Below are 12,543 nucleotides of genomic sequence, written 5' to 3'. Positions count from 1 at the left end.
CAGTTAAGTGGGAGCGCCGAGAAGATCAAGAAGATGGTTCACCTCCCGCCGGCTTTTCAGCTGAAAAACCGGGACATCTCGCCCGTGCTTGTCTAATCCCGCGATCACAAGAGGCGCGAACTGCTTCTCGAAGGTCCAGATGTACGTCAGGAATTCCCGGTCCGGCAGGCGCTCCAGGCATCCGGGCGCCATGTCCGGCCGCGTTCTGCCGAAATGGAAGAATGCGCGCTTGCAGATACCCCAGAGGCAAAGCCAGCGCGGCATTCGCACCCAGACAACGAACTCTACGCGCGGGACGCGAAGATCGAAAGTCGATGGGCCGGTTCCGTCCATCAGCCACCGTTCGCCAGCGACAACCTCGGTGATCAGGCGGCGCTCTTCGTCCTTCGAGCGCTTGACCCATCCCGGCAGCCAGAAGAACTCCCTATCCATGGAGAAATAGGGAAGATCGAGCCTGCGGCTGATCTTCCGCGACAAGGTACTTTTGCCGCCCCCGGAGCAGCCGATGATCATGATGCGCGCGGACTGCCGGAGTACATTGGCGGCTTTCCGCGTATCGTAGATGTAAGCCGGCATTTCTCGTCGCCTCCGCAAACAAAAAGCCGCGGGGAAAATCGCCGCGGCTTTCGAAAAATGCAAGCGCTCGTTGATTATTCCGCTGCGATCAGCAGCTTTTTCTCGCGTGCGGCCTTCAGGCGCGCGAAATCATCGCCGGCATGATGCGACGAACGGGTCAGCGGGCTCGAAGCCACCATCAGGAAGCCCTTGGTGTAGGCAACCGTCTCGTAGGATTTGAACTCGTCGGGTGTGACAAAGCTCATGACCCTGTGATGCTTGCGGGACGGCTGCAGGTATTGGCCGATCGTCAGAAAGTCGACGTCGGCGGTCCGCAGGTCGTCCATCAGCTGCAACACTTCGTTTCGCTCTTCGCCGAGGCCGACCATGATGCCTGATTTGGTGAACATGGTAGGGTCCAGCTCCTTCACGCGCTGCAGCAGGCGGATGGAGTGGAAATAGCGGGCCCCGGGGCGGACCGTCAGGTAGTTGCCGGCGACCGTCTCCATGTTGTGATTGAACACGTCGGGCTTGGCGGCAACGACGCGCTCGAGGGCGCCGGGTTTCTTCAGGAAGTCAGGTGTCAGGATCTCGATGGTGGTCGTCGGCGACGCTGCACGGATCGCCCAGATCACCTTTTCGAAATGTTCGGCACCACCGTCCTCCAAGTCGTCGCGGTCAACCGACGTGATGACCACATGGCTGAGGCCCATCTGCTTGACGGCCTTTGCGACGTTCTCGGGCTCGGCCATATCGAGTGCATTCGGCTTGCCAGTCGAGACATTGCAGAAGGCACAGGCGCGCGTACAGATCTCGCCCATGATCATGAAAGTCGCGTGCTTCTTGTCCCAGCACTCGCCGATATTGGGGCAGCCGGCTTCCTCGCAGACGGTGACGAGCTTGTGCTCCTTCACGATCGAGCGCGTTTCCGCGTATCCCTTGGAGGTCGGTGCCTTGACGCGGATCCAATCCGGCTTGCGCATGACTTCCTGATCGGGCCGATGGGCCTTTTCCGGGTGCCGCACGCGCTTTTCAGCGTCTGGATTCATCCTGTCGAGAATAGTTACCATCAATAACCTGCCTTCAAACCGCCGGAAGCGGCCTCTTTCGTCAGCGTCTGACGAGTTTTGCCAGAAATAGCAAGATACAAGAGCCTATGAAACCCGTCACAAGGTAACCCAGCCAACCGCTGGCGACATAGATCCCGGCGCGGGTAAAGATCGCACTGGCGATGACCGCGCCCACTATGCCGATGATAATGTTCATCAGAACGCCGAAACGTATGCCCATCAGAATGCCCGCGAGCCACCCCGCCAAGCCCCCGATGATGACCGTGGCAATCCAACCTACGCCTTCCATCCTGCCCTCGCCCCTTTACGCTATCGCCCTTGCAATCAGAACCACGATGATGGCCCCGACCGTCGCGTGAATGATCTGCACCACCAACGCATTGTCGATACCGAGCGATATGCCGAGCGCGTTGAAGAGAAAGCCTCCGACGAACGCGCCGATAATGCCGCTCAGCAGGCACCGTATCAATCCGCCTCCTCCGACGACCAGACTGGCGAGGAACCCCGCCACCAGGCCGATCAGGAGAAAGATAAGCAGTGCCTGCGTACCCATAGACATGATGATTTCCTTTCGCTTTTTCCAGTCCGGGATCGGATGGGATCCAATCCGTCATAGAGAGCGGAAAAGGAAACTATCAAGCGTTCAGCACACGACCATAAGCGTCCAGAACCGCTTCCTTCATGGTTTCGGAAACCGTCGGATGCGGGAAGATGGTGTGCATCAATTCTTCTTCGGTCGTCTCCAGGTTCATGGCGACGACGAAGCCCTGGATGAGTTCGGTGACTTCGGCGCCGACCATGTGCGCACCGAGCAGTTCGCCGGTCTTCTTGTCGAAGATCACCTTGCAGAGACCCTGGTCCTCGCCAAGCGCGATCGCCTTGCCATTGGCGGCAAAGGAGAAGCGGCCGACGCGGATGTCACGGCCCAATTCCTTGGCCTTGGCTTCGGTCAGGCCGACGGAGGCTACCTGCGGGTGGCAATAGGTGCAGCCGGGGACCTTGCCCTTGTCCGTCGGGTGAACGTTCGGGAGGCCGGCGATCTTTTCGACGCAGACGACACCCTCATGCTCTGCCTTGTGGGCGAGCATCGGCGGGCCGGCGACGTCGCCGATGGCGTAGATGCCCGCGATATTGGTCTTGCCGTAGCCGTCGATGACGACGCAGCCGCGGTCGGTCTTGACGCCGACGGCCTCGAGACCGAGGTTTTCAATATTGCCCTGCACGCCGACGGCCGAGATCATACGGTCGGCGGTGATTTGCTGGACCTTGCCGTCAGCCGTCTCGACATGCGCCGTCAGGCTGTCGGCAGCCTTTTCGATCTTGGTGACCTTGGCGCTGGTCAGGATCTTCATGCCGCGCTTCTCGAGCTGCTTGCGGGCGATCGCCGTGACTTCGACGTCCTCGACCGGCATGATCGTCGGCATGACCTCGACAACGGTGACGTCGACGCCCATCGAGCGATAGAAGCTGGCGAACTCGATGCCGATGGCGCCAGAGCCCATGACGATCAGCGACTTCGGTAGGGCCGCCGGCTTCATCGCCTCGAAATAGGTCCAGATCAGCTTGCCATCGGGCTCGATGCCCGGCAGCGCGCGCGGGCGTGCGCCCGTGGCGATGATGATGTGCTTGGCGTTATAGGTGCCCTCACCCTTGATGTTCTTCGGAACCGGGTTCTGCGGCTCGACGACGGGTTTGGAGGACTTGCCGACGACGATTTCGCCGGGTTTGGTGATCTTGGCTTCGCCCCAGATCACGTCGACCTTGTTCTTCTTCATCAGGAAGCCGACGCCGCCGTTCAGCCGTGCCGACACGCCGCGCGAGCGGGCGACGACAGCCTTGACGTCGGCAGTCATCTTGCCTTCCAACACGAGGCCGTAATCCTTGGCGTGATTGGCATGGTCGAGAACCTCGGCCGAGCGCAGCAGCGCCTTGGTGGGGATACAGCCCCAGTTGAGGCAGATGCCGCCCAGATGCTCGCGTTCGACGATCGCGGTCTTGAGGCCAAGCTGGCTGGCGCGCACGGCGGCGACATAGCCGCCGGGGCCCGAACCGATGATGATGACGTCGTAATTCTCAGCCATGTTTTCCTGCCTTTGTTATCGGGCGTCGCGGGTGAGAAGCACCCACTCGTGTTTCCTGCCGTTTTCGAAGAAGGCCACGGCATTCGCTCGCGCCGCTTCCGAAAATCCATTCTTCTTGTAAAGCGACAGAGCCGCTTCGTTGTAACCTGCAGTAATCAGGCTGACCGGGGCGCTTCCCGCCCGCTCAATCTGATCACTAAGAAGCCGTCGACCGATCCCGATGCCTCGCAAATGGCTGTAGACACCCAGCGTTCCGATAAACCAGCTTCCCAACACCATTTTCTGCAGATCGATGACCGGCTTCAGCGCCGGGCGGTCCGCCTCAATATTCCGTATGCCTTCGTCGAGGCCGTAGCCGATCGCCGCTCCCGCGATCTCGCCATAGGCTTCGGCAATCACCGCGTCGCTCCAGTTGCCCTGCCCCTGGTCTCCGCTCAGCTTCTGCCGTCCTCGCTCCATCGGCGTATCGCAGCCGCCGTTTCCGAGCTCAGAGAGCCACAGCCAGGAAGCAAACCCATGCGATGCGATATCCGTGAGCATAGCCAGCTCCGTCGCATCTTCCCGCGTCGCAGGACGAAGCGAGACGAAGGATCCCATGCTCAAAGCCCCAGCATCATCCGCACAGTCGATTCCATGCCGCGCCCGAGAGCGCGGGTATTGTCCGCATCGAGGTGAATGCCATCGACCGGTGTCGTCTTCGCCACCGAATTGCCGTCAAAGAAGCCGCATCCGAGCTCGTCCGCGAGGTCGCGATAGAGGGTCGGCAGCATTGCCGATTCCTCGATGCCGCCGACGAACGACGCCGCAAAGGGCACATTCGCCGTGTCGCGGATCTTCGGCGGTGCCACGATCAGGATGTCCGGTCCATCGAATTCGAAGGGCCAAGCGTGGTTACGGATCAACCGCACCAGCCGGGCGATGCCCTGGCAGGCGGCAAAGGCCGACCCCGCCACGACGGGCTTCATGTCGTTGGTACCGAGCAGCAAAATGACGAGATCAAGCGGCGCATGGCTCTGCAGAATCGTTGGCAGAATGCGTGCGCCGTTCCGGTCGCAGTCGGCGAGATGGTCATCGAAGGCGGTGGTTCGCCCGTTCAATCCTTCGGCGATGATCCGCACTTCGTTGCCGAGTGCCGCCTGAAGCGCACTTGGCCAACGATCCTTGTAGGCATGACGTCCGATCGTATCGGCGTCATAGCCCCAGGTCAGCGAGTCACCATAGCAAAGAACGGTCTTCGTCATTTCCGCCTCCGCCGTTGTCTCAGACAAGCATGCCCATCGGGTTCTCGATGTAGCCCTTGAACGCCTGCAGCAGCTCCGCACCCAGCGCGCCATCGACGCAGCGATGGTCGGTCGACAGCGTGACGGTCATCACGGTTGCGACAGCCAGCTGACCGTTCTTGACCACCGGGCGCTGCTCGCCTGCGCCGACCGCGAGGATCGTTGCATGCGGCGGGTTGATGACGGCTGCGAACTGCTTCACGCCCATCATGCCCATGTTGGAGACCGACGAGGTGCCGCCCTGGAACTCTTCCGGCTTCAGCTTGCGGTCCTTGGCGCGCTTGCCGAGGTCGCGCATCTCGTTGGAGATCGCCGACAGGGTCTTCTCCTCGGCCTTGCGGATGATCGGGGTGATCAGGCCGCCAGGGATCGAGACAGCAACACCGACGTCGGCGTGCTTGTGCTTGACCATGTTGGTTTCAGTCCAGGAGACGTTTGCATCCGGAACATCGCGCAGAGCCAGCGCCATAGCCTTGATGACCATGTCGTTGACCGACAACTTGTAGGACGGCGCACCATCCTTGCGGGGTGCAGCGTCGTTGAGCTGGGCACGCAGAGACATCAGCGCGTCGAGCTCGCAATCCACCGTGACGTAGAAGTGCGGCACGGTCTGCTTGGACTCGACGAGACGCTTGGCGATGACCTTGCGCATGCCGTCATGCGGCACGAGTTCGTAGGAGCCCGGTTCGAAGAGCTTGAGCACGGTCTCGTCGGAAGCACCCTTCGGGGCAGCGGCCGGAGCCTGTGCAGCAGCCTGCGGCGCAGCGGCAGCCGGGGCCGCCTTGGCGCCACCACCTGCAACGGCGGCTTCAACGTCGCTCTTAACGACGCGGCCATGCGGGCCGGAGCCCGCAATTGCGGACAGGTCGATCCCCGCGTCCTTCGCCAGACGACGAGCGAGCGGCGAGGAGAATGTGCGATTGCCGCCAGCGGAAACGGTAGCAGGCGCCGCGGCCGGAGCCGGTGCGGCAGCAGCCGGAGCCGGGGCGGCCGGTGCTGCTTCCGCCTTCGGAGCTTCAGCAGCCTTCGGCGCCGGAGCAGCAGAGCCCGCACCGCTTGCGGCAGCGGATACGTCTTCACCATCGGCAGCAAGAACGGCGATCAAGGCATTGACCTTGACGCCTTCCGTGCCGGCAGGAACAACGATCTTGGCAACCGTGCCCTCATCGACGGCTTCGACTTCCATCGTCGCCTTGTCGGTTTCGATTTCCGCAATGATGTCGCCTGACTTTACCGTGTCGCCTTCCTTGACGAGCCACTTGGCCAGATTGCCTTCTTCCATCGTCGGAGAAAGGGCAGGCATCGTGATGTTGATAGGCATCGAAATACCCTCCCCTTGTTACTTGTAGCAGACGGCCTTCACGGCCTGCACGACTTCGTCGACGCTCGGCAAAGCGAGCTTTTCGAGGTTTGCGGCGTAAGGCATCGGAACGTCCTTGCCGGCGATCGTGAGAACCGGCGCATCGAGATAATCGAAGGCCTGCTGCATGACGCGGGTGGCGATTTCGGTACCGACTGAGTTCTGCGGATAGCCTTCCTCGACGGTGACGAGGCGGCCGGTCTTCCTGACCGATTCGATCACGGTCGGAAGGTCCATCGGGCGCAGCGTGCGCAGGTCGATCAGCTCGGCGTCGATGCCGATCTTCTCGAGTTCGGCGACCGCCTTGGTGGCATAGGTCATGCCGATGCCGAAGGAGACGATCGTGACGTCCTTGCCCGGACGATGAATGCGGGCCTTGCCGATCGGGAGAACGAAATTATCGAGCTTCGGCACGTCGAAGTGCTGACCGTAGAGGATTTCGTTTTCGAGGAAGACGACCGGGTTCGGATCGCGGATGGCGGCCTTGAGCAGGCCCTTTGCGTCGGATGCCGTATAGGGCATGACGACCTTGAGGCCCGGGATCTGGCTGTACCAGGCCGAGTAGTCCTGGCTGTGCTGGGCGCCGACGCGGGCAGCCGCACCATTCGGGCCACGAAACACGATCGGAGCACCCATCTGACCGCCGGACATGTAGAGCGTCTTGGCGGCAGAGTTGATGATCTGGTCGATCGCCTGCATGGCGAAGTTGAAGGTCATGAACTCGACGATCGGCTTCAGACCGGACATTGCGGCACCGACACCGACGCCGGCAAAGCCGTGCTCGGTGATCGGGGTGTCGATGACGCGGCGAGCGCCGAATTCCTGCAGAAGACCCTGGGTGACCTTGTAGGCGCCCTGATATTCGGCAACTTCCTCGCCCATGACGAAGACGCTGTCGTCAGCGCGCATTTCTTCGGCCATGGCATCGCGAAGCGCTTCGCGAACGGTCATGGAGACCATTTCGGTGCCGGCCGGAATTTCCGGATCGTTTGGCACAGCGGCCTTCGGCTCGGCCGGAACCGGAGCAGCGGCGGCAGGCTTTTCTTCCGCCTGCGGTGCGGCTGCGGCAGGTGCGGGCTGAGCAGCAGGTGCAGTCGAGATGTCGGATGCCGATTCACCGTCCTGAAGCAGGACTGCGATCTTGGCATTGACCTTCACGTTTTCGGTGCCGGCCGGAACCAGCAGCTTACCGATGACGCCTTCGTCAACGGCTTCAACTTCCATCGTCGCCTTGTCGGTTTCGATTTCGGCGATCACGTCACCAGACTTGACGGTGTCGCCTTCCTGCTTGAGCCACTTGGAAAGTGTGCCCTCTTCCATCGTCGGAGAGAGGGCGGGCATGAGAATATCGATTGGCATGGGTCGTCCCTCCCCGATTAGAGCAGAATGTCAGTGTAGAGCTCGGATGCATCCGGCTCGGGATCGGACTGGGCGAAGTCTGCGCTGTCGGCAACGATATCGCGGACGTCCTTGTCGATCGCCTTGAGATCGTCTTCCGAGGCCCAACCCTTCTCCAGCAGGCGCGCACGCACCTGCTCGATCGGATCCTGCTCCGAACGCATCTTCTGCACTTCTTCCTTGGTGCGGTACTTCGCCGGGTCGGACATGGAGTGACCACGATAACGATAGGTCAGCATTTCGAGGATGATCGGGCCCTTGCCGGAGCGGCAATGCTCGAGGGCTTCGTCGGCTGCAGCCTTGACCGCGCGGACATCCATGCCGTCGACCTGAATGCCGGGGATGCCGAAGCCGGAACCGCGGAGCGAGTAGTTCGACTGCGCGGTTGCGCGAGCGGTCGAGGTACCCATGGCGTAGCGGTTGTTTTCGACGATGTAGATAATCGGAAGTTTCCAGAGAGCAGCCATGTTGAAGCTCTCGTAGACCTGGCCCTGGTTCGCAGCGCCGTCACCGAAGTAAGCGACGGAAACGCTGTCGTTGCCGCGATACCGGTTTGCAAAGGCAAGACCTGTTCCGAGCGAGACCTGAGCGCCGACGATGCCGTGACCGCCGTAGAAATGCTTCTCTTTCGAGAACATGTGCATCGAGCCACCCTTGCCGTGCGAATAACCGCTGCGGCGGCCGGTCAGCTCGGCCATGACGCCACGCGCGCTCATGCCGGTTGCCAGCATGTGGCCGTGATCACGATAGGCCGTGATGACCTGATCGCCTTCCTTCTGCGCCATCTGCATGCCGACGACGACAGCTTCCTGGCCGATATAAAGGTGACAGAAACCGCCAATGAAGCCCATGCCGTAAAGCTGGCCGGCCTTCTCTTCGAAGCGGCGGATCAGCAGCATATCGCGATAAGCGCTGAGCTCTTCATCACGCGTGAAATCGGCAACAGGACCACCATTGGTGGCCTTGTTTGCCGGCTTTGCGCTCGTTTTACGGCTGGAAACGGTCGCGGTTTTTCGCGGCGCCATTCAACCCTCCCTATGGGTTTGTCGGTTCTTTGGTTGGGCGTACCATAGGGAAGAAATTTCGCCACAGCAATGCCATAAATGCATGGCTCGTATTCATCAGCAAGTCACTGATAAATAATGCTTTATTTGAATTAACTGAATTCCAGTTAATTGGAATAGTGATTGAATATGACGATCTCATCGGCACGAGAAACATTCAGCTGAAGACGCGCTTTCTCGTCCAGCATATCCTTGTCCATCGAACCGTCACTCAGCAGCGCGACCTGCTTTTCGAGATGCTCGCGCTTGCCTTTCAGAACCGCCAACTCCCTCTCACGCGCTATCCGCTGGCGCTCGAACCCTTCGGTTGCCCGCAGACCGTAATCACCATGGATGCAATGATAGCCGAAGTAGGAAAGAAACGCGACCGTCATGGCTGGAACCACGAAACGACCGATCTTTTTCTTCTTGTGATGCTTTGTCCACATAAACGCACGCTCGAACGCATTACCTCGATGCGCTCAAGACTACCGGGCAGAGATTAACTGTCCGTTGACTATGAAAAATCAGGCAAGAAAAAACCCGCGCCTTTCGAAGGCGCGGGTCGAAGTGGTTAAAATCAGGCGCAATTAACCGCGGATGATCGAGCGGCCGGCATAGCGGGCCTGCGGGCCAAGACCTTCTTCGATGCGGATCAGCTGGTTGTACTTTGCGAGGCGATCCGAGCGCGACAGCGAGCCGGTCTTGATCTGACCGCAGTTGGTGGCAACCGCGAGGTCAGCGATCGTCGAATCTTCGGTTTCGCCCGAACGGTGCGACATGACCGCGGTGTAGGCTGCCTTGTGCGCGGTGTTGACGGCATCGAGCGTTTCCGTCAGCGAGCCGATCTGGTTGACCTTGATGAGGATCGAGTTGGCGACGCCCATCTTGATACCGTCGCGCAGGCGAGCCGAGTTGGTGACGAAGAGATCGTCGCCGACCAGCTGGACCTTCTTGCCAGCGAGATCGGTCAGAGCCTTCCAGCCGTCCCAATCGTCTTCGGCCATGCCGTCTTCGATTGAGATGATCGGATACTGGGCAGCGAGCTGAGCGAGGTATTCGGCCATGGCCCCCGGCTCCAGCGTTCGGCCTTCGCCTTCGAGGACATACTTACCGTCCTTGAAGAATTCGGTCGAGGCGCAATCGAGGCCAAGGCAGATATCGTCACCCGGCTTGTAGCCGGCTTTCTCGATCGACTTCATGATGAAGTCGAGGGCTTCAGGGGCGCTCTTCAGGCCCGGCGCGAAACCGCCTTCGTCGCCAACATTGGTGTTGTGACCCTGAGCCGACAGTTCCTTCTTGAGGACGTGGAAAACTTCCGAGCCCATGCGAACGGCTTCGCGGATGGAATCAGCGCCAACCGGAAGGATCATGAACTCCTGGAAGTCGATCGGATTATCGGCATGCGCGCCGCCGTTGATGATGTTCATCATCGGAACCGGCAGGAGGTGGGCGCTAGCGCCACCGACGTAGCGGTAGAGCGGCAGTCCGGCAGCCTGGGCAGCGGCCTTGGCAACAGCGAGCGATACGCCGAGGATGGCGTTGGCGCCGAGGCGCGACTTGTTCGGCGTGCCGTCCAGCTCGATCATGATGTTGTCGATCTGGATCTGGTTTTCGGCATCGATGCCGCCGATGGCGTCGAAGATTTCCGTGTTGGCGGCTTCGACAGCCTTTTCGACACCCTTGCCGAGGTAGCGCTTGCCACCGTCGCGAACTTCGACGGCTTCATGCGCGCCGGTCGACGCGCCCGACGGAACCGCCGCGCGGCCCATGCTGCCATCTTCCAGATAGACATCGACTTCGACGGTGGGGTTGCCACGGCTGTCGAGAATCTCGCGGGCGATAATGTCGGTAATTGCGGTCATCGGCTTTTCCTGCTTGAGGGTGGATAAATCGTTTGAAATCCGTCTTAATCGAAGATGCGCAAATTACAATGGCGCTTTGCGCATGCTTCGCAGCGATATTCGTGCGTGGCCTATTACACGAACATGTCAGTCTTTTGAACGTCAGCTTTTCGCGATCGCGTCGAAGGCCAGGAGCTTTTCGAGAAGCCTCGGCATGTCCTTGAGATAGACCATGTTCGGACCGTCAGACGGCGCGTTGTCAGGATCTTCGTGCGTTTCGACGAACACACCTGCCACACCGACGGCAACGGCCGCGCGCGCCAGCGTCTCCACGAACTCGCGCTGACCGCCGCTGGAACCACCCTGCCCTCCGGGCTGCTGCACCGAATGGGTGGCGTCGAAAACAACAGGGGCGCCCATCGCCGCCATGATCGGCAGCGAGCGCATATCGGAGACCAGCGTGTTGTAGCCGAAGGAAGCGCCGCGCTCGCAAAGCAGGATATTCGGGTTGCCGCTGGAATTGAGCTTGTTCAAGACATTCTTCATATCCCAAGGGGCAAGGAACTGGCCCTTCTTGACGTTGATTGTGCGACCGGTTTTGGCGGCTGCGACCAGCAGGTCTGTCTGGCGACTGAGAAAGGCCGGGATCTGCAGGACGTCGACGACCGTCGCCACCTCGGTGCACTGCTCCTCGGTATGGATGTCGGTCAGGACAGGAAAACCGTATTCCTTCTTGAGGTCGGAAAAAACCTCCAGCGCCTTATCAAGGCCGATGCCGCGCTGAGCGGAGAGCGATGTCCGGTTCGCCTTGTCAAAGGAGGACTTGTAGACAAGGCCGATACCAAGCTTGTCGCAAAGCTCCTTCAATACACCGGCGACCATGAACGCATGCTCGCGGCTCTCCATCTGACACGGTCCGGCAATCAGCGACAGCTTGCCGGTATTCGAAAAGGTGACGCGGCCGGCGCCTTCGCCGACCGCGACTTCGGAATTTGTCTGGCTCATCGTTTCTCCTCGAAGGCGAAGAGCGCACCCTGCCCGGGCGCTGCCTTCACCAGAATTCGATTGTTCTTGCGCGTGTAGGTCATCCCGTTAGCAGCCAAATGCGCTTCTGTCACGGCGAGATCACCGACCTTGAAAACAACGGCAACGCCGCGCAGGCCGCGATCGTCTGAGGGTGCAGAAATATCGAAGTAGGCATCCAGTCCATCGGGGGACAGAACGATGATCCTGGCGTTGGGCGTTGCAACACTCACACCAAAGGCCTCGTTGATCACCGTCAGGCCGTGCGCCGCGGCGCGCACAAATGGCGCAAACGCCTTTGGGTCCGGCGCGCCAAGAACGATCTCCGCGATCCCGCCCACGCCATTTGGGTGCACTTGCAGCGCCCTTCGATCGGCAGGCAGCGGATTGACCCTCTGGCAGGTGAAAAAAAAGAAATCAGGTGCGCGCAGGTCAACTGCGAACGCGAGTTTGAATGCAGCAATGGCTTCCGAGCCGTCGGGCATCTTCATCGGCCGCTCGAACTGCAGCATCTCACCGCCGTTGATCTTCTCCGCAAGGAATCTAGCGTGGTCGCGGTCGGCGTCCCCCGTCGCGAAGACAACTGCGGACAGTCCATCCTCGCCGCATCGAAACCGAAAGGCACGGTCACGCGCGGTGAAGACGTTGCCCTTCCTCGCCGACGCCTCGTGCAGTTCGAGGCTGGCGACGCCCAGCGGCTCCAGATAAGTTTCGTCGGCGAAGAAGATACAGGCGTTCTCTGTTCCGAACGGGTGCCGCGCATCTGGCGCGACGGTGAATCCCAGCATTCCGAGGCGCTCGCGCGCAAGCCTGATGTTGGACACCGGCAGCACAATGTGGTCCAGCGGATGTGCTTCGCTCATGGCAAACTCCCCGGGGATTTGCGAAG

The 12,543-nt window shown here is 60.5% G+C and carries 14 protein-coding genes; all 14 read right to left on the bottom strand.

Annotated elements, in window-relative coordinates:
- Positions 1–3: 3 nt before the first annotated feature.
- On the bottom strand, positions 4–576 hold the full coding sequence (locus FHT76_RS34310) for an AAA family ATPase (protein ID WP_183864192.1): 573 nt from the start codon (positions 574–576) through the stop codon (positions 4–6).
- A 74-nt stretch (positions 577–650) separates the two neighbouring features.
- Positions 651–1,625: a lipoyl synthase gene (gene lipA, locus FHT76_RS34305; RefSeq protein ID WP_183864191.1), complete on the bottom strand. Its 975-nt coding sequence runs from the start codon at positions 1,623–1,625 to the stop codon at positions 651–653.
- 40 nt (positions 1,626–1,665) lie between these two features.
- Positions 1,666–1,914 carry a GlsB/YeaQ/YmgE family stress response membrane protein gene (locus FHT76_RS34300; protein ID WP_183756923.1) on the bottom strand — a complete coding sequence of 83 codons (249 nt, stop codon included), beginning with the start codon at positions 1,912–1,914 and terminating at the stop codon, positions 1,666–1,668.
- A 15-nt stretch (positions 1,915–1,929) separates the two neighbouring features.
- Complete coding sequence (locus tag FHT76_RS34295) at positions 1,930–2,184, bottom strand: GlsB/YeaQ/YmgE family stress response membrane protein (RefSeq protein WP_007790427.1); 255 nt, start codon at positions 2,182–2,184, stop codon at positions 1,930–1,932.
- Between the two features lie 76 nt (positions 2,185–2,260).
- Positions 2,261–3,706 (bottom strand): dihydrolipoyl dehydrogenase, encoded by a 1,446-nt coding sequence (gene lpdA, locus FHT76_RS34290; RefSeq protein WP_183864190.1) that lies wholly within the window; start codon positions 3,704–3,706, stop codon positions 2,261–2,263.
- A 15-nt stretch (positions 3,707–3,721) separates the two neighbouring features.
- The gene (locus FHT76_RS34285; RefSeq protein ID WP_259186318.1) at positions 3,722–4,303 is read right to left on the bottom strand and encodes a GNAT family N-acetyltransferase; all 582 of its coding nucleotides are present in this window, start codon (positions 4,301–4,303) and stop codon (positions 3,722–3,724) included.
- Positions 4,304–4,305: 2 nt separating this feature from the next.
- The gene (locus FHT76_RS34280; RefSeq protein ID WP_183756927.1) at positions 4,306–4,947 is read right to left on the bottom strand and encodes an SGNH/GDSL hydrolase family protein; all 642 of its coding nucleotides are present in this window, start codon (positions 4,945–4,947) and stop codon (positions 4,306–4,308) included.
- Positions 4,948–4,966: 19 nt separating this feature from the next.
- Complete coding sequence (locus FHT76_RS34275) at positions 4,967–6,307, bottom strand: pyruvate dehydrogenase complex dihydrolipoamide acetyltransferase (protein WP_259129719.1); 1,341 nt, start codon at positions 6,305–6,307, stop codon at positions 4,967–4,969.
- 18 nt (positions 6,308–6,325) lie between these two features.
- Positions 6,326–7,705: a pyruvate dehydrogenase complex E1 component subunit beta gene (locus FHT76_RS34270; protein WP_259129716.1), complete on the bottom strand. Its 1,380-nt coding sequence runs from the start codon at positions 7,703–7,705 to the stop codon at positions 6,326–6,328.
- Between the two features lie 17 nt (positions 7,706–7,722).
- A complete protein-coding gene (pdhA, locus tag FHT76_RS34265) occupies positions 7,723–8,769 on the bottom strand; it encodes a pyruvate dehydrogenase (acetyl-transferring) E1 component subunit alpha (RefSeq protein WP_016553840.1) in 1,047 nt (348 codons plus the stop codon).
- Between the two features lie 146 nt (positions 8,770–8,915).
- The gene (locus FHT76_RS34260) at positions 8,916–9,236 is read right to left on the bottom strand and encodes a septum formation initiator family protein (protein ID WP_007532419.1); all 321 of its coding nucleotides are present in this window, start codon (positions 9,234–9,236) and stop codon (positions 8,916–8,918) included.
- A gap of 141 nt (positions 9,237–9,377) precedes the next feature.
- The gene (eno, locus tag FHT76_RS34255; protein ID WP_037127725.1) at positions 9,378–10,652 is read right to left on the bottom strand and encodes a phosphopyruvate hydratase; all 1,275 of its coding nucleotides are present in this window, start codon (positions 10,650–10,652) and stop codon (positions 9,378–9,380) included.
- A 141-nt stretch (positions 10,653–10,793) separates the two neighbouring features.
- Entirely contained in the window at positions 10,794–11,636 is an 843-nt protein-coding gene (gene kdsA, locus FHT76_RS34250) for a 3-deoxy-8-phosphooctulonate synthase (protein ID WP_183864186.1), read from the bottom strand.
- The gene (locus FHT76_RS34245) at positions 11,633–12,517 is read right to left on the bottom strand and encodes a VOC family protein (protein ID WP_259129710.1); all 885 of its coding nucleotides are present in this window, start codon (positions 12,515–12,517) and stop codon (positions 11,633–11,635) included. Before FHT76_RS34245 ends, kdsA begins: the two co-directional genes overlap by 4 nt.
- Positions 12,518–12,543 lie beyond the last annotated feature (26 nt).

It is taken from the genome of Rhizobium sp. BK176, from assembly GCF_024808055.1.
The sequence above is the reverse complement of the archived record's forward strand: the minus strand, read 5'-3'. Positions and strand labels throughout refer to the sequence as shown.

Coding starts and splice junctions, on each gene's coding strand:
- FHT76_RS34310 (WP_183864192.1), bottom strand. CDS start 576: ATGCCGGCTTACATCTACGATACGCGGAAAGCCGCCAATGTACTCCGG.
- lipA (WP_183864191.1), bottom strand. CDS start 1,625: ATGGTAACTATTCTCGACAGGATGAATCCAGACGCTGAAAAGCGCGTG.
- FHT76_RS34300 (WP_183756923.1), bottom strand. CDS start 1,914: ATGGAAGGCGTAGGTTGGATTGCCACGGTCATCATCGGGGGCTTGGCG.
- FHT76_RS34295 (WP_007790427.1), bottom strand. CDS start 2,184: ATGTCTATGGGTACGCAGGCACTGCTTATCTTTCTCCTGATCGGCCTG.
- lpdA (WP_183864190.1), bottom strand. CDS start 3,706: ATGGCTGAGAATTACGACGTCATCATCATCGGTTCGGGCCCCGGCGGC.
- FHT76_RS34285 (WP_259186318.1), bottom strand. CDS start 4,303: ATGGGATCCTTCGTCTCGCTTCGTCCTGCGACGCGGGAAGATGCGACG.
- FHT76_RS34280 (WP_183756927.1), bottom strand. CDS start 4,947: ATGACGAAGACCGTTCTTTGCTATGGTGACTCGCTGACCTGGGGCTAT.
- FHT76_RS34275 (WP_259129719.1), bottom strand. CDS start 6,307: ATGCCTATCAACATCACGATGCCTGCCCTTTCTCCGACGATGGAAGAA.
- FHT76_RS34270 (WP_259129716.1), bottom strand. CDS start 7,705: ATGCCAATCGATATTCTCATGCCCGCCCTCTCTCCGACGATGGAAGAG.
- pdhA (WP_016553840.1), bottom strand. CDS start 8,769: ATGGCGCCGCGAAAAACCGCGACCGTTTCCAGCCGTAAAACGAGCGCA.
- FHT76_RS34260 (WP_007532419.1), bottom strand. CDS start 9,236: ATGTGGACAAAGCATCACAAGAAGAAAAAGATCGGTCGTTTCGTGGTT.
- eno (WP_037127725.1), bottom strand. CDS start 10,652: ATGACCGCAATTACCGACATTATCGCCCGCGAGATTCTCGACAGCCGT.
- kdsA (WP_183864186.1), bottom strand. CDS start 11,636: ATGAGCCAGACAAATTCCGAAGTCGCGGTCGGCGAAGGCGCCGGCCGC.
- FHT76_RS34245 (WP_259129710.1), bottom strand. CDS start 12,517: ATGAGCGAAGCACATCCGCTGGACCACATTGTGCTGCCGGTGTCCAAC.